Source organism: Dactylosporangium siamense (genome assembly GCF_016862795.1).
In the GTDB taxonomy this organism is placed as follows: domain Bacteria; phylum Actinomycetota; class Actinomycetes; order Mycobacteriales; family Micromonosporaceae; genus Dactylosporangium; species Dactylosporangium siamense.
Genome location: NZ_BONQ01000168.1, coordinates 13,678 through 33,212, shown reverse-complemented (window position 1 = coordinate 33,212; position 19,535 = coordinate 13,678). Strand labels below are relative to the sequence as shown.

Annotated in this window: 12 protein-coding genes; 9 read left to right on the top strand and 3 right to left on the bottom strand. The window is 72.6% G+C overall.

The features are described from left to right. Nucleotides 1–18 precede the first annotated feature (18 nt). Entirely contained in the window at nt 19–2,808 is a 2,790-nt protein-coding gene (locus Dsi01nite_RS50585; RefSeq protein ID WP_203853669.1) for an ATP-binding protein, read from the bottom strand. 138 nt (nt 2,809–2,946) lie between these two features. Here Dsi01nite_RS50585 and Dsi01nite_RS50580 point away from each other — a divergent pair, with 138 nt between their 5' ends. The 3 genes from Dsi01nite_RS50580 to Dsi01nite_RS50570 all read left to right on the top strand — a co-directional run bounded on the left by Dsi01nite_RS50580 (nt 2,947) and on the right by Dsi01nite_RS50570 (nt 4,348). Further along, nucleotides 2,947–3,282 (top strand): VOC family protein, encoded by a 336-nt coding sequence (locus tag Dsi01nite_RS50580; protein WP_203853668.1) that lies wholly within the window; start codon nt 2,947–2,949, stop codon nt 3,280–3,282. A gap of 65 nt (nt 3,283–3,347) precedes the next feature. Beyond that, nucleotides 3,348–3,761, top strand: a complete 414-nt coding sequence (locus Dsi01nite_RS50575) for a VOC family protein (protein ID WP_203853667.1) — start codon at nt 3,348–3,350, stop codon at nt 3,759–3,761. Nucleotides 3,762–3,904: 143 nt separating this feature from the next. Further along, a complete protein-coding gene (locus tag Dsi01nite_RS50570) occupies nt 3,905–4,348 on the top strand; it encodes a pyridoxamine 5'-phosphate oxidase family protein (protein ID WP_203853666.1) in 444 nt (147 codons plus the stop codon). A 32-nt stretch (nt 4,349–4,380) separates the two neighbouring features. Here the strand turns inward: Dsi01nite_RS50570 and Dsi01nite_RS50565 are convergent, their stop codons facing one another. After that, nucleotides 4,381–7,038: an MGH1-like glycoside hydrolase domain-containing protein gene (locus Dsi01nite_RS50565; RefSeq protein WP_239136999.1), complete on the bottom strand. Its 2,658-nt coding sequence runs from the start codon at nt 7,036–7,038 to the stop codon at nt 4,381–4,383. A gap of 153 nt (nt 7,039–7,191) precedes the next feature. On the opposite strand from Dsi01nite_RS50565, the gene Dsi01nite_RS50560 reads away from it, so the two are divergent. The 6 genes from Dsi01nite_RS50560 (at nt 7,192) to Dsi01nite_RS50535 (ending at nt 15,398) form a co-directional block, all read left to right on the top strand. Continuing rightward, a complete protein-coding gene (locus Dsi01nite_RS50560) occupies nt 7,192–9,111 on the top strand; it encodes an amylo-alpha-1,6-glucosidase (protein ID WP_373318952.1) in 1,920 nt (639 codons plus the stop codon). Nucleotides 9,112–9,317: 206 nt separating this feature from the next. Further along, nucleotides 9,318–10,589, top strand: coding sequence for a glycosyltransferase family 4 protein (locus Dsi01nite_RS50555; protein ID WP_203853704.1), 1,272 nt, complete (start codon nt 9,318–9,320; stop codon nt 10,587–10,589). 291 nt (nt 10,590–10,880) lie between these two features. After that, nucleotides 10,881–12,542 carry a protein kinase domain-containing protein gene (locus Dsi01nite_RS50550; RefSeq protein ID WP_203853664.1) on the top strand — a complete coding sequence of 554 codons (1,662 nt, stop codon included), beginning with the start codon at nt 10,881–10,883 and terminating at the stop codon, nt 12,540–12,542. Beyond that, nucleotides 12,535–13,371, top strand: a complete 837-nt coding sequence (locus Dsi01nite_RS50545; RefSeq protein ID WP_239136997.1) for a patatin-like phospholipase family protein — start codon at nt 12,535–12,537, stop codon at nt 13,369–13,371. The genes Dsi01nite_RS50550 and Dsi01nite_RS50545 overlap by 8 nt, the downstream gene beginning before the upstream one ends. Further along, nucleotides 13,371–14,363, top strand: a complete 993-nt coding sequence (locus Dsi01nite_RS50540; RefSeq protein WP_203853702.1) for a 1-acyl-sn-glycerol-3-phosphate acyltransferase — start codon at nt 13,371–13,373, stop codon at nt 14,361–14,363. Before Dsi01nite_RS50545 ends, Dsi01nite_RS50540 begins: the two co-directional genes overlap by 1 nt. Nucleotides 14,364–14,504: 141 nt before the next feature. Then, complete coding sequence (locus Dsi01nite_RS50535; RefSeq protein ID WP_203853663.1) at nt 14,505–15,398, top strand: Gfo/Idh/MocA family protein; 894 nt, start codon at nt 14,505–14,507, stop codon at nt 15,396–15,398. Nucleotides 15,399–15,455: 57 nt separating this feature from the next. Here the strand turns inward: Dsi01nite_RS50535 and Dsi01nite_RS50530 are convergent, their stop codons facing one another. After that, the gene (locus Dsi01nite_RS50530; protein ID WP_203853662.1) at nt 15,456–19,484 is read right to left on the bottom strand and encodes an SCO7613 C-terminal domain-containing membrane protein; all 4,029 of its coding nucleotides are present in this window, start codon (nt 19,482–19,484) and stop codon (nt 15,456–15,458) included. Nucleotides 19,485–19,535 lie beyond the last annotated feature (51 nt).

Here is a 19,535-nt window from a genome sequence, read left to right as displayed (position 1 = left end):
GCTGAACACCGCCTTCGGTCAACGAACGAGCACCATCGCCTGCGGGTCGAGCCCGAGAGCAGCCAGGACGGCGGCGCCACGGGCGGCATGCTCGCCACCGGCGAGCACCATCGTCCGGGCTGCCTGGTAGCGGCAACCGGCGGCCTCGAATACGTCCGCGGTGGCGAGCAGGCGCTTGTGGTCCTGGTCGAGGACGGACTCCGCCCGCTCCACGATGGCGCCGGCGACCGGGTTGCCGGCAGTGACGGCGCGGGCGTCGGTCAGGCGGTCGCGCGCCTCGGGACTTCCGGCGAGCACGGTTGCCTCGGCGCGTATCGCCACGTACCAGTGAAGCCAGATCCAGGTCACCCACTTCCACACCTCGCCGGGTTCGGGCGCCATCCGCTCCATGGCCTCCCCGGCGCGCCCGTGATGGAGCATCCGCATCCCGTCGAACAGTGCCCCATAGCCATACGTGCGCTCGGATGAGTCGCCGAGCCGATCCAGCACCACCTGCCATTCGCGCTCGGCGTCGTGGTCGCCGCGGAAGTTGTGGATCATCGCCACTGCGGCAGCCGCCGGGCCGAGGGTCGCCTTGGCCGGGCTGCCCGCACGCCGCCACGCGTCGAGGAAGCGCGTGCTGCCGGCGAGCAGTTCCTCGACGTTGCCCGCCAGCGCGTCGGTGACCAGGAGCCAGCTCGTGGCCCGATGGCCGACCTCGGCCAGTGCCGGATGGTCGGCCAGCTGGCGTCCCCTCCGCCGGGCGGCTGCCAGGTTTCCCACGCCGAGGCTGGTCTGCACGGCCATGCCGAGCCCGTCGATCAGCTCGTGGATACCGCCCGGCGTCTCCGGCTGGTCCGCCATGGTGGAGAGCAGCGTGATCCGGCGCCCGGCCGTGGCTGCGCAAGCGAACGTGTCACCGGCCCAGGCGTGTGCCGCGGTGAGCGCGTCGAGCGCAGCGGACTCCGCGAGCGGGTTGCCGAGCCGGCGAGCCAGCTCGACCGCACGTCCGGCGCGCGCAAGCGTCTCCGGCACGGCGTTGTCGGCCGGGCCCTGCACCGCGCCGAACGCGTCGCTGAGCACCCCGGCCTCCGCCAGCGCCACCGCCGCCTCGGCGGCCGGGTCGTCGCCTCCCAGCTCGCGGGCCTCGCCGACCAGGGCGATCGCCTCTGCCTCGGGCGGGATCTGCCCGAACGTGCTCGAGAACCGATACGCGGCGGTGGCGGCGGTGGCCAGGTCCACGGCGGCGCCGGCGCTGTCCCCGGCACGGCGAGCGGCGTCCGCGGCGGCGCGGTAGAGGCGATACAGGTCATCGCCGCGGGTGCGGCAGCCGGCCACCTCCGCGGCCTGCCGGAGCATGGACGCGGTGGCGGCGGGTTCGTCGGCGAGTGTGGACGCCTGCTCGTATCGCTGCTGCGACTCCCCGATCAGATGGCGGGTGAACGTCAGCTCGGCCAGCTGCCGGGCCAGGCGGTAGGCGTCCGCGCGCTGCTCCGGCTCGCTCGCCGCCCATCTCAGCGATGCGCGGAGCTCGTCCGCCGCCGCGTCGAACCGGGCCCGCCAGTCCGGCCCGGCCACCGCCAGGTCGGCGGCCTGAGTGAGGCACCAGCGCAGGTGCCGGGCCCGGGCGCCGGCCAGCTCACCGGCCTGGCTGAGCCGTTCCGTCCCGTACTGGCGGATGGTCTCCAAGGCCCGGTAGCGGGTGCCCTTCGGGGATGCCGTCACCCCCAGCAGGCTCTGCTCGGCAAGTCGGGCCAGTCCGTCGGCGACCACGCCTGTCGCGGATCCGGAAACCTCGGCCGCCGCCGACACGGTGAAGGGCGCTACGAAGATCGACACGCGGTGCAGGAGCTCCTGGTCGTCCGGCTCCAGCAGGGCGTGACTCCAGTCCAGCACGGCCCGGACTGAGCGGTGCCGCTTATCGGCACGGGAGCCGCCGATGAGCATCCGAAGCGGGTGCGACACGGCGGCGGTGATGCCGTCCAGCCCCAACGTCGGAAGGCGGGCTGCGGCCAGCTCGATCGCCAGCGCCATGCCGTCCAGCCGCGCGCAGATCGCGGCGACCTGGTCGTGCTGTGACGGCTCCAGGGGCCAGCCGGCCGCCTGCGCCCGCTCCATGAACAACGCGACCGCGTCCGACTCGCCGGCCAGCGACAACGGCGGGACCTGATACACCCGCTCGAACGGCACCATCAGCCGGGCCTGGCTGGTCGCCAGAACGGTCACTCGAGGGCAGGCCGTGAGCAGCCGCTCGAGAAACAGCGCCACCCCGTCCACAACATGCTCGCAGTTGTCGAGCACCAGCAACGCCTGACGGTCGGTCAGCGCGGCGACCACCGACTCGATCAGGTCGCGGCCGGGCTGCTCGCCGAGTCCCAGCGCACCCGCGACAGCGGTCGCGATCAGGCCGGGATCGGTGACCGGGATCAGGTCGACGAACCACACCCCATCGGCGTGCCGGCCGGCTACCTCCGCTGCTACCGCCAACGCGAGCCGGGTCTTGCCCACGCCGCCGGGACCGACCGCAGTCACCTGACGATGCGCCATGATCATCTCGGCCAGCGCGGCCCGCTCCCTGGCCCGGCCGATGAACGAGGTCAACGGGCCCGGCAGGGGGACCGGTTCCCGATGCGGCCGGTCGACGGCTGCGTGCCGGGCGAGCGCTCGCCGATCCGGCAGGTCCAGCTTGCGCAGCAGTGAGGAGACGTGGCTTTCGACGGTGCGCACCGAGATGAACAGTTGCGCCGCGATCTCAGCGTTGCTGCGGTGAGCGCCGAGGAGCTCCAACACCTCGGCCTCCCTCGGGGAGATGTCACCTTCGATCGCCATGGTCACATTCTGTCGCATCCGCTCCGTGTGCCATCCGTGCCGGCGATCCGTGGTCGGTTCCGTGGTCACCACGGATGCCCACCGAGCGGGACGGGCTGAAAGCTAGGAGCACAACAGATCGCGCCGACGGGAGCAACCATGATCAGGACTGTGCTGCACCCCGTGTCCGACCTGGCCAAGGCCAAGGAGGTCTACGCGGCCCTGCTCGGCCGTGAACCGGAGAACGACACTCCTTACTACGTCGGCTTCGAGGCCGACGGTCAGCACATCGGGCTGGTGCCGAACGGTGGACCGCAGGGCATGACCGCCCCGGTCGCCTACTGGCACGTACCGGACATCGAGGCGAAGCTCGCCGAGGTGACCGCCGCCGGGGCCACGGTGCGGGAGGCGGCGCACGACGTCGGCGGCGGCCGCCTGGTGGCCACTTTCACCGATCCCGACGGCAACGTCCTCGGCCTCATTCAGGACCAGTGAGCACCGCGCTCGCAACCAGCTTCACCCATGCATCACATGATCATCTACGCAGAAGGAGTACGACAATGAAGGCACACGTCAGCTCGATCCTTCTTGGCGTCCGGGACATGGACCGGGCCAAGCAGTTCTACACCGAGGGGCTCGGCTGGACGATTCGGAGCGACTTCGGCATTTCGGTGTTCTTCGAGTCGGACGGCGCCTCGCCCGTCGGCTTCTACCGCCGCGAAGGCCTGGCCGCTCAGGTGGGCGCGGACCAGGAGGGCAGCGGCTTCAGCGGACTGGTGCTGACCTATGTCGTGCGCAGTGAGGCGCGGGTCGACGAGATCATGGCGGAGGCCGAGAAGGCCGGCGCCACGGTCCTCAAGCCCGCCGGCGCTCTGTCGTGGGGCGGGTACGGCGGCACCTTCGCCGACCCGGACGGCTACATCTGGAGTCTCGGCTACAGCAGCCAGGGAACCGACCAGCCCTACGCGGAGTAGCCGCGATCGTTGTCCCACAGCCGTCGGGACGGCAGCGCGTGCCGCTGCCGTCCCGGACGGCGGTGACCCCGGTGCGGGAAGCGGCGCCGAAACAGCGACCGGCCTTCCTCACCACCCGTAGCCGAAACAGGAGGCTCGACACCATGACCGCCGCACCCCGACCGCGCGGGCAGCGCGTGCAGGACGCCCGACGCCGCCTCGACGAAGACGTCGACGCCTGGGTGGCCACCGCCGACCGGGCGGGTACGCCACATCTGGTGCCGCTGTCGTTCCTCTGGGACGGTGAGACGCTGTTGATCTCGACGGCGGCCGGCAACCCCACGGCCCGCAATCTCCGTGCCGGCGGCCGGGTCCGGCTCACGATCGGGCCGACCCGCGACGTGGTCCTGATCGAAGGATCCGCGGTCGTCGCCGACAGGATCACCGACGAGGTCGCCGACGCGTTCGCGACCAAGACCGGGTTCGACCCCCGCGAGCAGCGCGACTACCCGTACTTCCGCATCCGGCCGGCACTGATCCAGGCCTGGCGCGAGGTCAACGAGATCGCCGGACGGGACCTGATGGTCGGCGGCGAGTGGCTGACGTAGCGCCCTTCCACGCAGGAGATACCGGCCGCATATCAGTAGTCAGCGGGCCGGGGATGCGGTGGTGCGTGCAGGTTCAGGATCAGGTCGATGACCAGCGCCGTCCACCCGGTCTGATGCGCCGCCCCGAGACCCGCCCCGGTATCCCCGTGGAAGTACTCGTAGTACAGCAACAGGTCATGCCACCCGGGATCGTTCTGGAACAGCGGCACGTCCCCGAACACCGGCCGCCGCCCCGAGTCGTCGTTGCGGAACAGGTTCACCAGCCGGCGGGACAGGTCGTCGGCCACGGCGGCCAGCGTCGCCATCTTGCCGCTGCCCGCCGGGTACTCCACCTGCAGGTCGTCGCCGAAGAACTCGGAGAAACGGCGGACCGCCTCGATCAGGATGTAGTTGACCGGGAACCAGATCGGGCCGCGCCAGTTGGAGTTGCCGCCGAAGAGGCCGCTGGTCGACTCGCCGGGCTCGTAGCCGACGGTGTAGTCCGCCTCGCCGACGTGCACGGTGAAGGGCTCGTCCTTGTGGGCCCGGGAAAGGGTCCGCAGGCCGTAGGGGGAGAGGAACTCCTCCTCGTCGAGCATCCGCTGCAGGATGCGGATCAGCTGGTCGGGGCCGACCATCGACAGCAGGCGCAGCTGCTGGCCGCCGCGGCTCTTCTTCGCGCCGACGACGTCGCCGTACTCGGGTTTGTTGGTGAGGAACCAGCGCAGGCGGGCGGCGACGTCGGGCAGGCGGCGCAGGGTGGAGGAGCTGATGATGGTGGTGGCGGTGAGGGGGAGCAGACCGACGACGGAGCGGACCTTGAGCGGGATGCGCTGGCCGTCGGCGGTGCGCAGGACGTCGTAGAAGAAGGCCTCCTCCTCGTCCCACAGGCCGAACTCGTAGGCGGCGTCGGCGATGTACGCGAAGTGTTCGAGGAACTTCGCGGCGATGTCCTCGTAGACGCGGTCGTGCACCGCGAGGGTGAGGGACATGTCGAGCATGTTGAGGGCGTACATCGCCATCCATGCCGTGCCGTCGGACTGTTCGAGGCGGCCGCCGACGGGAAGGGCGGCGGAGCGGTCGAAGGGGCCGACGTTGTCCAGGCCGAGGAAGCCGCCCTCGAAGACGTTGTTGCCCTCGGCGTCCTTGCGGTTGACCCACCAGGTGAAGTTGAGCAGCAGCTTGTGCAGGACGCGGGCGAGGAAGTCGAAGTCCTTGGAGCCGTCGATCGCGAAGACCCGCAGCGCGGCCCAGGCGTGCACGGGCGGGTTCACATCACCGAAGGCCCACTCGTAGGCGGGAATCTGGCCGTTCGGATGCATGTACCACTCCCGCAGCAGCAGAAGCAGTTGGTCCTTGGCGAATCCGGGGTCGACGCGGGCGATGGCCACGCAATGGAAGGCCAGGTCCCAGGCCGCATACCAGGGGTATTCCCACGGATCGGGCATCGACAGGACGTCGCAGCTGTTCATGTGCCACCAGTGGCTGTTGCGGCCGTGGCGGCGGCTGTCCGGCGGTGGCTCGGAGACGGGGTCGCCCTCCAGCCAGCGCGCGACGTCGAAGTGGAAGAACTGCTTGCCCCACATGAGACCGGCGACGCCCTGCCGGACGATCATCGCCTCCTCGGGGGTGGCGGTGGGCGGGACCAGCGCGCCGAAGTACTCGTCGGCCTCGGCGGAGCGCCGCGACATCGTCGTGTCGAAGTCGGTGCGCAGGTCGGCCGGGGCGAGGTCCTTGGCGCCGGGGGCGTTGAGGTTCAGCCGGAGCCGGATCTCGTGGGTGCCGCCGGCGGGCACAGAGACGAGGTAATGCAGGGCGGCCTTGGTGCCGACGAGGTCGGGGTTGACCGTGTCCTTGCCGTGCAGGATGTGGTCGTTGATGCCGTCCTTCGGGAACTCGCGGCCCGGCTTGCCCCAGATCCGGTCGCCGTTGGTGTCGTTGTTGCAGAACAGCGGGCGGGGCGCGCCGTCGCCGGTGAGCGCGAGGCGGCCGAGGAGCCGGTGCTCGGCGAGCAGCCCGTTGTCCTTGGCGCGGATCTCGGGCATGTAGTCGCGGCCGGGCAGCCCCCAGGCCCAGGTGTTGCGGAACCACAGGGTCGGCAGCACGTGCAGGCTGGCCGGCTCGGGGCCCATGTTCTGGATGGTGATCCGCATGCACACGTCGGTCGGGCCGGCCTTGGCGTAGTCGACCTCGACGGCCCAGTAGCGGTCCTCGTCGAAGATGCCGGTGTCGACCAGCTCGTACTCGGGCTCGTCCCGGCCGCGGCGGCAGTTCTCGGCGACCAGGTCGTCGTAGGGGAACGCCTGCTGCGGGTAGTGGTACCGCCACTTCATCCACGAATGGGTGGGCGTGGAGTCCATGTACCACCAGTAGTCCTTGACGTCCTCGCCGTGGTTGCCGAGGTCACCGCCGAGGCCGAACATCCGCTCCTTGAGGATCGGGTCCTTGCCGTTCCACAGGGCGAGGGCGAAGCAGAACGTCTGGCGGTCGTCGCAGATGCCCGCCATGCCGTCTTCGTTCCACCGGTACGCGCGGGAGCGGGCCTGGTCGTGCGGAAAATAGTCCCAGGCCGTGCCGTGGGCGCTGTAGTCCTCGCGGACCGTGCCCCAGGCGCGCTCGGACAGGTAGGGCCCCCACCCCCGCCATGGGCGCTCCCCGCTGTCGGCCTCAGCGAGCCGGCGGCGTTCCGCGTTCCCATCGTCCTCGATCACGAAGTCATTCTCCGTCGCAGATGTTTCGCTCAAGTTGAGCGCGGTCCTGGTCTAGCCTGATGTCTGTTTTGTCGCCCCCCAATCTTGCCTTGATCAATAATCTTGTCGCGAGTCGCTCGCACTCTGCCACCTCTTGCCACCAAGATTGTGCCCATGGTGGTGTTCGGTGCGCAGGTATGCGGTGATTTGTCGGCCGGAGCGACCCGGGAGTGGCTGGTGCCGGACGGGACCGGCGGCTACGCCATGGGCACCGTGTCCGGGCTGCGAACCCGCAGGTACCACGGCCTGCTCGTGGTCGCCGAACCCGGCCAGCCTGCCCGCCGGCACCTCGGGCTGGCCGCGCTCGACCCGGTCCTGACGCTGCCGTCCGGGGCCACTGTGTCCCTCGCCACGCACGAGTGGGACGGCGGCGTGGTCAGCCCCGAGGGCCACACGCTGCTGGAGCGCTTCGAGATCGTCGACGGCCTGCCGCGGTGGCGCTGGCGGATCGGGCCGGTCGTCCTGGAGCGCCGCCTCGCGATGGTCCACGGCAGCCCGCACGTCGGCGTGGTGCACCGCCTGCTCAGCGCGCCCGGCCCGGTGACGCTCACGCTGAAGGCCCTCGTCACGTGGCGCGACGCGCACGGCGAGCGGGGTGCCGCCGGGCCGCCGCCCGCGGTGGCGTCGGATTCCGGCGGCGCCGTCGTCGAGCGGGCGTTCCGCTTGCAAGGCCCTTCCTGGCAGCCGGGTGGTCAGTGGTACCGGGGTGCCTACGCCCGCGAGGAGGCCGCCCGCGGGCTGAACGCGACCGAGGACCTGTGGTACGCCGGGGAGTTCAGCGCGCGGTTGCACGCCGGAGAGGCCCTCGAAGTGGAGGCGTGGGCCGGTGAGGGCGAGGCGCTCGGCGCGCAGCGGGTCGTCCTCCGTGCGGAGGAGCGGCACCGATCGTTGACGCACGACGCTTCCGATGCGGTGGATGCGGCGCTGGTACTCGCGGCGGACGCCTTCGTGGTCGCCGGCGCGCAGGGCGCGCCCGACGTGGTGGCGGGATACCCGTGGTTCGGCACCTGGGCCCGCGACACCATGATCAGCTACGAGGGGCTGTTCCTCTCGACCGGCTGGTGCGACGAGGGCCGCGAGCTGCTGCGCGCCTACGCGGCCACCCTGTCCGAGGGCATGCTCGCCAACACCGCCGACACCGGGCAGACGGAGTACAACACGGTCGACGGCACACTGTGGTTCCTGCACGCCGTCGAGCGGCACGTCATGGCCACCGACGACGAGGACCTGGCACGGGAGGTCCTGCCGGGCCTCGAGCAGGTGATCGCCGCGCACGTCGCCGGGACCCGGTTCGGCATCCGCGTCGACCCGGCCGACGGTCTCGTCACGCAGGGCGCCCCCGGGGTCGCCCTCACCTGGATGGACGCACGTGTCGACGGGATCCCTGTCACACCGAGGGTCGGCAAACCGGTCGAGGTCAACGCGCTGTGGATCAACGGGCTCGCCGCCGTCGCCGGGCTCAAGGAGCGGCTCGGGGGCGACGCGAGCGGGCTGCACCGGCTCCGCGAACGGGCCACGGCGAGCTTCGGCGCCCGCTACCGGATGTTGCACTCTGCAAGCGGCGTGCAGGATGCAGCCCCCCTCTTCGACGTGGTCGACGGCCCGGACGGAGACGATCCCTCGACCCGGCCGAACCAGCTGCTGGCCTGGAGCCTGCCGCACGGCCCGCTGCGCGGCACACCGGTGCCAGATGCACTGTTTTCGCTGTTCACGCCGCTTGGGCCGCGGTCGCTCGCGATGGACGACCCGGCGTTCACCGGCCTGCACCGGGGGTCTCCCGGCGACCGCGACCGGGCCTATCACCAGGGGACGGTCTGGCCCTGGCTGACCGGTCCCTACATCGATGCGGTCCACCACACTCAGTTAAAAAATCACCGTGAGTTGTTGGCCGGTATCGAGGCGCATCTGTGGGAGTGGGGTGTAGGTTCGGTCAGCGAGACAGCAGACGGACATGCCCCACACCGGGGCACCGGGTGCCCGTTCCAGGCGTGGTCTGTCGCGGAAACCCTGCGGGTCCGGCGAATCTTCGGCTGACCGTTACACCCCAGAAATGAGATTTGCCTCCCTGGTAACCCTCGCCCGGCAGGATGAGTCTCAAGCCCACCCACCTCGTCACACGCGAGTCTGATATGCGTGTGTCAGCGTTGGCGCGCGTGGGTAGCAGGGCGGGCGTTTTCGATCAACAACTCGACTGTGGGGGCGGCCACGTGGACCAGACCATCGGCAGTGCGGCGACACCGATGCGGATCCTGATGCTCTCGTGGGAGTACCCACCCGTCGTGGTCGGCGGGCTGGGACGGCACGTGCACGCGCTCGCCACCTCACTGGTGACGGCGGGCCACGAGGTCACCGTCGTCACGCGGCACGCGCCCGGCGCTCCGCTGGAGGAGTATTCCGAGGGCGTCCGCATCGTCCGCGCGGCGGAGGACCCGCCGCTGTTCCCCCTGGCGACCTCCACGCTGCTGGCCTGGACGATGGCCTTCAACCACACGCTCACCAGGGCCGCCCTGCGCGCCGCGGCCACCGGCGAGTATGACCTCATCCACGCCCACGACTGGCTCGTCACGCACACCGCCGTGACCCTCAAGGAGTGCCTCGACCTGCCGCTGGTCGCGACCATCCACGCCACCGAGGCCGGCCGGCACCAGGGTTGGCTGCCCGACGAGATGAACAAGTGCATCCACTCCGTCGAGTGGTGGCTGGGACACGAGGCCTGCCGGGTGGTGGTCTGCTCCGAGTACATGCGCTGGGAGGTGACCCGGCTGCTCGACCTCGTGCCCGGCCGCGTCTCCGTCGTCGCCAACGGCGTCGACTCCAGCGTCTGGAAGGCCCCGTCGCGAGCCGTCAACGCCGCCCGCGCCAGGTTCGCCGGCGAGGGTCCGCTCCTCGGCTACGCCGGCCGCCTGGTCTACGAGAAGGGCGTGCAGGACCTCATCGCCGCCCTGCCGGAGCTGCGGGCCAGGCACAACGGCCTGCGGGTCGTCATCGCCGGCGACGGCCCGCACCGGGGCGAGCTCCAGGAGGACGTGCGGCGGCTGCGGCTGCAACGGGCGGTCAGCTTCGCCGGCTTCATGGGCGAGGGCGAGCTGCCGGCGCTCATGGCGGCCACCGACGCCCTGGTGGTGCCGAGCATCTACGAGCCGTTCGGCATGGTCGCCCTGGAAGGCGCCTCCGCGGGTGCGCCCCTCGCGGTCGCCGCGACCGGTGGCCTGGCCGAGATCGTCGAACCCGGCGAGACCGGTGTGACGTTCCCGGCGAAGAGCCCCGAGGCGCTCGCCGCGTCCGTCGGCACCCTCCTCGAGGACGAGCCGTTCGCCCGCCGGGTCGCGAAGAAGGCCCGCACCATGGTCGGCCGCAAGTACGGCTGGTCCACCATCGCGGCCAACACCGCCGACGTCTACCGCACGGCCATCAACGAGGCGCCCGGCTTCGCCGCCCGGCAGGCCGCCGCGGTCCTCGAGCACGGCCGGCCGCAGATCGTCGTGCCCGACGGCAACCTTTTGACGATTTAAGTCGGATGTCCGGGCGCGCGTTGCGGTAGAGGCCGGTGCGAGGCGAGGTCCAGGCGTCGGCTGGGGCCGCGCCGGGTGCGTCCGGATACCGGGGTTGTATCCGGACGTGACCGGCGTGGTTCCAGGCGGCACCTGGGCCCGCCGCAGCCCGGCCTCTACCGCAACGCGCGCCCGGTTGGCCTCGACGGGAAGTTTGCCGGGGCTGTTCGCTTTTGGGGTCTCGCATACCGGCCGGTTCACGATTAGGGTCTCTGGGGTACAGCGACCGGAATCGATCAGGACGGCGACTGGGTGAGCGGGACGGCTGACGAGGTCCTCGGCAACAGGTACCGGCTCATCGCACCCGTCGGCACCGGTGGCATGGCGGTCGTGTGGCGGGCCCAGGACCTCGTGCTCGATCGGGACGTCGCGATCAAACTCCTCGCCGAGGAGCTCGCGAACAAACCCGGCAACCGGGAGCGCATCCGGGCCGAGGCACAGGTCGTCGCCCGGCTCCAGCACCCCAACATCACCGCCGTGCACGACTACGGCGAGGCCGGCGACGCGTTCACGGTGGGCCGCCACGGCCGCCGGCCGTACGTCGTGATGGAGCTCCTCGAAGGCGAACTGCTGTCCAACCGGCTACGCAGCGGACCCATGTCGTGGCGCCGCGCGACCCAGATCTGCGCCCAGGTCGCCGCCGGGCTCGCCGCCGCGCACGAGCGGCACGTCGTGCACCGTGACATCAAGCCCAGCAACATCATGCTCACCGCCGCCGGTGCGAAGATCCTCGACTTCGGTGTCGCCGGGCTCACCGGCTCGTTCGACCCCGACGACGAGGACGGCACCGTCTTCGGCACCCCCGCCTACCTGGCCCCCGAGCGGCTGCTCGGCGGCGGCGTCGTCCCCGCGACCGACGTGTACACCGTCGGCCTGCTCGTCTACCGGTGCCTCACCGACCGGCTGCCGTGGCACGCGGACACGCCGACCCAGATGATCGCCAACCACGTGTACGAGCCGCCGCACCCGCTGCCGGAGATCGCCGGCCTCCCGGCGGAGATCGGCCGGCTCGTCGCCCGCTGCCTGGCCAAGGACCCCGAGGACCGGCCGTCCGCCGCCGAGGTCGCTGGGGTCCTCGCCGCCGCCACCGGCATCCACGTCGTCCTCCCCGGGGAGGACGGCTCCTCCACCCAGGAGGTGCACGTGCCCCACGTGATCGGGGCCCGGCACCGCGAGCCGGCCGACGCGACGTTCGGCCGTGAGGTGACCGTCCCGCGCCGCCGCCGGGCCGCCCGCCGGCGCAGCCGCCGCGCCCTGGCCGCCTCGATCGCCGCGGTCGTGGTCGCCGTCGGCGCGGGCTGGCTCGCGTACTGGAAGCCGTGGGCGCCGAGAGCCGGTTGCAACGTGGACTTCTACATCCATCCCGAAATGGACGCCGACGGCGACCGCCCGTTCTCGGCCAGGGTCACCGTCGCCAACACCGGCAACCGGCCGGTCGACCCGTGGACGCTGCACTTCCTGCTGCCCGGCGGGCAGGACGTCGACCGGATCGACGGCGCGATCGCCACGTGGGACCGCATCGGCGGTGGGGTAAAGATGATCGGCGCCTACGCGCTGCCACCGGGCAAGGCGCTCACCGTCGGCCTGGCCGGCAGCGGTGGCAACCCCAGCCCGCCGAGCAACTTCACCGTCAACGACGTCGACTGCGACACCCGGATCTCCCAGCGCCCGCCGGGCTCCGCGCTCCCACCGATGACCGACCTGGTCCCGGCCCCCAAGGACAAGGACCGGCCGGGCAAGGACGACCGCCCCCCGCCGCCGCCCGGTGGTGGCGGCCCCGGGGGCGGCGGCCCTGGTGGTGGCGGCCCTGGTGGTGGCCCGCCGCCCGGGGAGGGTGGCGGTCCTCCGCCGTCCGGGCGGCCGTCGAGTTCTGCGGCGTCCGCGCCACCGAGTTACGTTGTGAGCCGTGCGTGAACGGTTTCCCGGACCCGTCGGGTTCGTCTTCGGCGGCGGCGGCGTCCTCGGCGCGGTCGAGGTCGGCATGGCCCGCGCCCTGCTGCACGCCGGGATCCGCCCCGACCTCGTCGTCGGCACGTCGATCGGCGCGTTCAACGGCGCGGCCGTCGCCGCCTCCCCGGACGAGCGGGTCGCCGACCGCCTGACCGAGCTGTGGGTGTCACCGGAGGCCCGCACCGTCTACGGCGACTCGCTGCCCCGGCAACTGGGCCGCTTCGCCCGCCGGACCCACCTGCACTCCCCGGCACCGCTGCGCCGGCTGCTGACCCGGGAGCTCGGCGCCGACACCACCTTCGACGACCTCCCCGTGCCGTTCCAGTGCTGCGCGGCCAGCATCGAACGGGCCGCGGAGCACTGGTTCGCCAAGGGACCCCTCGTCGAGGCGGTCCTGGCAAGCTCCGCGGTGCCCGGGTTGCTGCCACCCGTACACCTCGAGGATGAGCACTTCATCGACGGCGGGATCGTCAACTCCGTGCCCGTCGGCCGCGCCGTCGCCCTCGGCGCGAAGACCGTCTTCGTCATGCAGGTCGGCCGGATCGAACGCCCGCTACGCCCACCGCGCCGGCCGTGGGAGGTCGCGCAGGTCGCGTTCGAGGTCGCCCGGCGGCACCGCTTCGCCCGCGAGCTGTCCGAGGCGCCGCCTTCGGTGACCGTCCACGTCCTGCCCACCGGCGGCGGCACCACACGCGACGACTCACCGCTGTCCTACCGGAACATGGCCCTCGCCCGGGCCCGCATCGACCGCGCGTATGACGCCTCGTGTCACTACCTGCAAGCGGCTTCCTGATGCCGCCCCGGTGGCTGCGACGGGTCGTGCTCACCCCGGTCTTCCTCGTGGTCATCGTCGCGGTCCTGCTCACCATGCCGGTCTGGCTGCTCGTCGCGGCCCTGTGCGCACCGTTCGGGACCGGACGGCTGCGCGCCCTGCGGGTCACCTGGATGCTCGCCGTCTACCTGCTGCTGGAAGCGGTCGCGCTGGTGGTGCTCTTCGGGCTCTGGGTCGGCAGCGGGTTCGGCCTCCGCCTGCGGGGCCCGCGCTTCCAGCGGATCCACTACGTGCTGACCGGTCGGTTCCTGCGGGTGCTGTACGGGCAGGCCCGCTGGGCGCTCGGCGTCAAGGTCGCGGTCGTCGGCACCGACCCCGACGTCGCCGCGCCCGGCCAGCCGGAGCTGGTGTTCTGCCGGCACGCCGGCCCCGGCGACTCGTTCCTGATCATCCACGCGCTGGTCAACTGGTTCGACCGGGAGCCACGCATCGTCCTCAAGCACACCCTGCAGTGGGACCCGGTCATCGACGTCATGCTCAACCGGCTGCCCAACCAGTTCCTCACCGCCGGCGGCGGCGACCCGTCGCACGTGGCCCGCCTCGCGACCGGCCTCGACGACAACGACGCCCTCGTGCTCTTCCCGGAGGGCGGCAACTTCACCCCAACCCGGCGGGAACGCGCCATCCAGCGGCTGCGCGACCTCGGCCTGCACGCGATGGCCGAACGCGCCGCCCGGATGCGGCACGTCCTCGCGCCCCGGCCCGGCGGGACGCTCGCCGCGCTCGACGCCGCACCCGAGGCCGGGGTCATCTGGGTCGCGCACACCGGCCTCGACAAGCTGCTGACGGTCGCGGACCTGTGGCGGCACCTCCCGCTCGACCTGACCATCACGATGCGGTGGTGGTCCGTGGACGCGGCGGACGTGCCGGTGGGTCACGAGCAGCGGGTCGACTGGCTGTACGAGTGGTGGGCCCGCATCGACGCGTGGATCGACCAGCACGGCCCGGCCTGACCGCCGCGACCCTGTCGTTTCGTGGCGCGGCCCGTCGTGCTGTTTTGTGGCGCGGCCCGTCGTGCTCGTTTCGTTGCGCGGCCCGTCGTGCTGGCGCGGCCCTCGTGCGTCCGTGGTGCGGCGTTCGTGGAGAATGGCCGGATGCGATTCGGGGTGCTGGGCACGGGCCACTGGGCTAGGACGACGCAGGCGGTGGCGCTGGCGGCGCACCCCGACGCCACCCTCACCGGTGTCTGGGGCCGATCCCCGGCCAAGACCGCCGAGTTCGCCGAGTCGTTCGGGACCACCGCGTTCGACGACGTCGACGCGCTGCTCTCCGCCGTCGACGCGGTCGCGATCGCCCTCCCGCCGCAGATCCAGGCCGACCTCGCCGTCCGGGCCGCCCGCGCCGGCAAGCACCTCCTGCTCGACAAGCCCCTGGCACTGACCGTCGAGTCCGCCACCGAGGTCGTCGACGCGGTCACGTCCAGCGGCGTCGCGTCCGTGGTCTTCTTCACCAACCGGTTCATCCCGGCCGTCGACGCCTTCCTGCGCGACAACGCCGCCCTCGGTGGCTGGTACGCCGCGCACGCCACCATGTACGCCTCGATCTTCCAGCCCGGCAACCCCTATGCGGGCTCGACCTGGCGCAAGGAGCACGGCGGGCTGTGGGACCTCGGCCCGCACGCCCTGTCGGTGGTGCTGCCGCTGCTCGGCCCCGTCGTCGACCTCAGCGCCGCCGACGGCCCCCACGACACCGTGCACCTCCTCCTGCGGCACGACAGCGGAGCGGCGAGCACGCTGTCGCTGACGCTCGACGCGGCGCCGGACGCGACGTCGTTCGGGTTCTCGTACTTCGGCGAGCACGGCGCACTCACGCTGCCCGCCTGGGGCGACGACACCCCCGTCACCGCCTTCGGCCATGCGGTGACGGCCCTGATCGGCGCGGCGGGCGGCACGCCACATCCGTGCGACGTGCGGTACGGGGCCTCCATCACCGGGATCCTGAGTGCGGCGGACCAGGCCCGCCGCACCCAGATGATCGTCCCCGTCTGACGGTTCCGACGCTTGCCGCGTCTTTCGCGGCACTTGCCGCGTTTTGCGCGGGGCGGTTCAGTGCATGCGGGTGACCGCTGCCCGGAGGCGGCGGACGTCGCGGATGCGCCGCTCGTAGGTGGTGGCCAGGGCGACCAGCACCAGGCCGGCCACCGCGAGGGGCGCCCACCTCGGCAGCAGGTCCCAGTACACGGCGATCTCGTGCAACGCGATGACCACCAGGACCACGCCGCCGGCGACGGCCGGGGCCTGCAGCCGCCGCACCGCCCCCAGGACGACGACGGCGAGCGCACCGACGCCGAGCAGCAACCGCCGGGTCGGCTCGCCCTCGCTCACCAGCACCGACCCGAGGCTGGGCCCGAACGCGGCGAACAGCGCGGGCCCGTAGGCCACCCAGCTGCCGAGCGGCTCCTGACCGGCCGGGTGGCGGTGGACCGCGTACCACCCGACGGCGGCGGCGACCGCACCGGCCGGCAGCGTGTACGCCTCCAGCATGGCGACCTCGTTGGACGCGAGCACCAGCCAGTACGCGACCAGCTGCGCGGCGGCCGCCGCCCCGGCGAACGCGATCCGGGGCCCGCCGGTGAGGGCCCGCAGGCCGAGCGCCACGCCCCAGAGGCTGCTGATTCCGGCCATCGCGGCGAGGTCGCCACTGGTGAGCAGGAACGCCACCACAGCGGTGGCGTGGGCGACCACCTCGAGCACCTGCGCCTCACCGGGCAACTGCCCCTGCCCCTGCGCCAGGCCTTGGCCGTGCGCTTGTGCCAGCCCCTGGGCTTGCGCCGGACCCTGCGCCTGCGCCAGGCCTTGGCCGTGCGCTTGTGCCAGCCCCTGGGCTTGCGCCGGACCCTGCGCCTGCGCCGGACCTTGGCTGTGCGCTTGTGCCAGCCCTTGCGCTTGTGCCGGTCCTTGCGCTTGTGCCGGTCCCTGCGCCTGCGCCTGCGCCTGCGCCGGACCTTGGCTGTGCGCCTGCGCCGGATCCTGACTGGATGCCGGGGTCGGACCTTGACCCGGTGTCTCAAGCAGCGCGGAGCCCGGCTGCACGAGGCTTGCAGCCGGCCGGAGCCGGCGGATGACGACCGACGCCGCGAGGACGAGGAAGGCGGCCAGCAGCACCCAGTATCCGGTCCACCGCAGCGGCAGGTCCGCCGCGCGGGCCGCCGCGAACGCCAGCCACCCGGCGCTGACCGCACCGACCAGCCAGCCGAGGACCCGCGCCGTCGCGGTCCGTCCGGCGGCACCGGCGACCGCGCCGGTCACGAGGACCGCCGCCAGGGCGGACAGCGTCGCGGGCCGCGTCGCGAGGCAGCCGGCGAACCCCGCCCCGGCGGTGAACCAGCACGTGAACGCCCCCACATTGACCGGCAGCACCCGAGACCCGGGCCCGACCAGCGCCGCGGACAGGGCCGTGACCAGCCCACCGGCGAGCGTGACGGCCGGCACCACGGGCCACGGCGCCTCGGCGGCCAGACAGCCGAGCACCACGGCCAGGGTCACGGGTGCCCCCGCGAGGGTCCACACCAGGGTCCGGGTGCGCCGCCCGATGAGCACCGCCAGCACAGCGACGAACCCGAGCGCCACGGCGGCCGGACCCGGCCCGAATGCCTGCGCCTCATCGGCCCACCAGCGCCCCGTCGGGTCGAGCCCGACCCCGTCCGGCGCACCCTGCCAGACGGCGCCGAGCCACCGGTACGGCCGCAGCAGCGTCTCGAACACCGCCGGCGCCACCGCCACCACCGCCACCACCGCAGGGATGACCGCGAGCAGCGTCGCCGGCACGAACCGTGCAGGCACGAGTCCTGCCGAGGGAGGAGCGCCGTTGTCAGGCTCCGACCGGCGGGTGACCCCGGCCGCGACGAGCCAGACCGACAACACAGCCGCGGCCGCGAACACCCCGAACGGCAGGCGCCCGCCGTCCGACGCGGACAGCACAACCGCGGCCAGGGTCACCCCGAGACCGCCCAGCGTCACGCCGAACACCCCCGCCACGCCCGCCAGCACCGCAGCACCGGACACCCCCATCGCACCGGACGCCCTCGCAGTGCCGGACGCGCCGGATCTGGTCCGGGCCACGGCGACCAGGACCGTCGCGAGCACCAGCCCGGCAGCCGCACCGAACATCGGCGCCGGCACCGACAGCGCGCCGCCGGACCAGGTCAGCCGGACCGCCGCCGTGACGAGCAGCGGCAGCCCCGCCAGCCCGACGGTGACCGCGGGCGCCGTGAGCTGGACCGTCCCGCTCTTCGCGGCGAGCAGCACGCACACCGCGACCAGGCCGACCATGCTGAGCAGCGTCGCCGCCGGCGTGTCCAGCCCGACGAGGACGGCGTGCGTCGCCACGACCGGCAGCCCCACCGTCGCCCACCACCCGCCCGGCAGGTTGACTCCTGGCAGCCCCGCGGCGGCCGGTTGTCCCACGCCGCCCGCCGGTGTCGTCGTGATGGTTCCGGCGGCCGGCTCACCGTCTCCGGTCGTGACCGCGGTGGCGGGCGGGGTCGCGCGCTGCGCGGACCGGCGCAGCGCGGCGACGGACAGGCCGGCGAGGACGGCGAAGTCCAGGACGGACACGACCGGCAGCGGCGCGTCGAACGCTCCCGGGACGGCGAACGCGACCAGCACCACCGCCGGCCACACCACCCAGCGGAACCGGGTCAGCACGAAGAACGCCGCGGCGACCGGCAGCAGGGCCACCGGAACCTGCCAGGAGAACAGTCCGTCCATGGTGGACATCGGGCCGTTCCAGGCGGGCAGGGCCCAGTCGACGGCGGAGGCGGCGGCGAGCAGGGCGGCGCCGGTGTACGGGAGGGCAGTCACACCGGCGACCACCAGCGCTCCGGCCCGGGCGCCGGCTCGGACCCGGTCCGGCAGCACCATGACGGCGAGCGCGACCAGGACCGGCACGCAGGCGAACGCGACGACCTGCTGGTCCGGCACGACCTCCGCGAGGATCCGCACCGCGACGAGCGCGACGATGCCGACCGCCACCCCGGCGCCGGCGTGCGCCGTGTCCCGGTGCAGGAGACCGGCGATCACGATGACCGCGGCCAGCGACAGCATCGCGGCGCCCGCGCCGAGCGCTCCGGTCACGCCGTCCACCGTGGACAGCGCGACCAGTCCCTGCAGCCCCGCGGCCGCGACCGCGAGGCCGGCCCCGACCCACGCGGCCTTCTCCACCGTCCGGGCGAGGAGCATGTCGAGCGCGGCGATCGCGACGAACGTGAACGTCCAGCCCGTCGCCTCGAACGACCGTTCGGCGGCGAGCAACGGCAGCACCGGCTGGGCCGCGAGGACGGCCGCGAAGCGAGGCCCCCGCAAGCCGGTTGCGACGGCGTACCCACCGGCGACGACGGCGGTGACCGTGAAGACCAGTCCCGCGTACGTGTTCGGCCGGGTCGTGTCGGCGAGCCCGGCGAGGTTGACGTACCAGGCGGCGTATCCGTCCAGCAGCACGAGCAGCAGCCCCAGCGCGGCGAACGTCTCCGCCGTGGACCGCAAACCCCGCGCGAGCGCGACCGGCGGCACCGCGAGGGTGATCAGCGTGACCGTCGCCAGGATCGCGGCCCGCCCGAGCACTCCGAAGCTCGCCCAGGCGACCGCCGTGAACACGATCGCCGCACTGCCGAGCAACAGGCCACCGAGGACGAACAGCAGGTTCTGCACCGTCCCGGGACTGGCCTCGGCCCGCCCCACCGGCGTGAGCACCGGCCCGCGGCCACCCGGCGCAAGGACCGGCCCGCGGCCACCCGGCGCGGGCACGGCTCCGGCCGGCGGCTGCTGAGGCGCGGCGGGCGCCAGCGCTGCCGGAGACAGCGCGCGCTTGGCCGCCTGCACCACCTGGCTCACCCGCGCCGCAAGCATGTTGCGCTGTGCGCGCACCGCGTTCAGCCGCTGGACCGCCGCGTTGTACCTGCTGCGTGCCTCGTCGAACTCCGCGCGGGCCGCCTCGACCTCGGCGAGGAGCTCGTCGGCGCGGACACCGAGCCGTACCACCTCGGCGGCATCCGGGAACGGCGCCCGACCGCAGCCGGCACAGCCGGCCTCCAGGTCGGCCTGGCCGCCGCAGAACGGGCACGGATACGTCATCATGCCGATCAGGATGATCCCGCAAGGGCATTGTGCGTATCGGGTGCCCTACTC

Coding starts and splice junctions, on each gene's coding strand:
- Dsi01nite_RS50580 (WP_203853668.1), top strand. CDS start 2,947: ATGATCAGGACTGTGCTGCACCCCGTGTCCGACCTGGCCAAGGCCAAG.
- Dsi01nite_RS50555 (WP_203853704.1), top strand. CDS start 9,318: ATGCGGATCCTGATGCTCTCGTGGGAGTACCCACCCGTCGTGGTCGGC.
- Dsi01nite_RS50570 (WP_203853666.1), top strand. CDS start 3,905: ATGACCGCCGCACCCCGACCGCGCGGGCAGCGCGTGCAGGACGCCCGA.
- Dsi01nite_RS50560 (WP_373318952.1), top strand. CDS start 7,192: ATGGTGGTGTTCGGTGCGCAGGTATGCGGTGATTTGTCGGCCGGAGCG.
- Dsi01nite_RS50530 (WP_203853662.1), bottom strand. CDS start 19,484: ATGATGACGTATCCGTGCCCGTTCTGCGGCGGCCAGGCCGACCTGGAG.
- Dsi01nite_RS50535 (WP_203853663.1), top strand. CDS start 14,505: ATGCGATTCGGGGTGCTGGGCACGGGCCACTGGGCTAGGACGACGCAG.
- Dsi01nite_RS50575 (WP_203853667.1), top strand. CDS start 3,348: ATGAAGGCACACGTCAGCTCGATCCTTCTTGGCGTCCGGGACATGGAC.
- Dsi01nite_RS50540 (WP_203853702.1), top strand. CDS start 13,371: ATGCCGCCCCGGTGGCTGCGACGGGTCGTGCTCACCCCGGTCTTCCTC.
- Dsi01nite_RS50585 (WP_203853669.1), bottom strand. CDS start 2,808: ATGGCGATCGAAGGTGACATCTCCCCGAGGGAGGCCGAGGTGTTGGAG.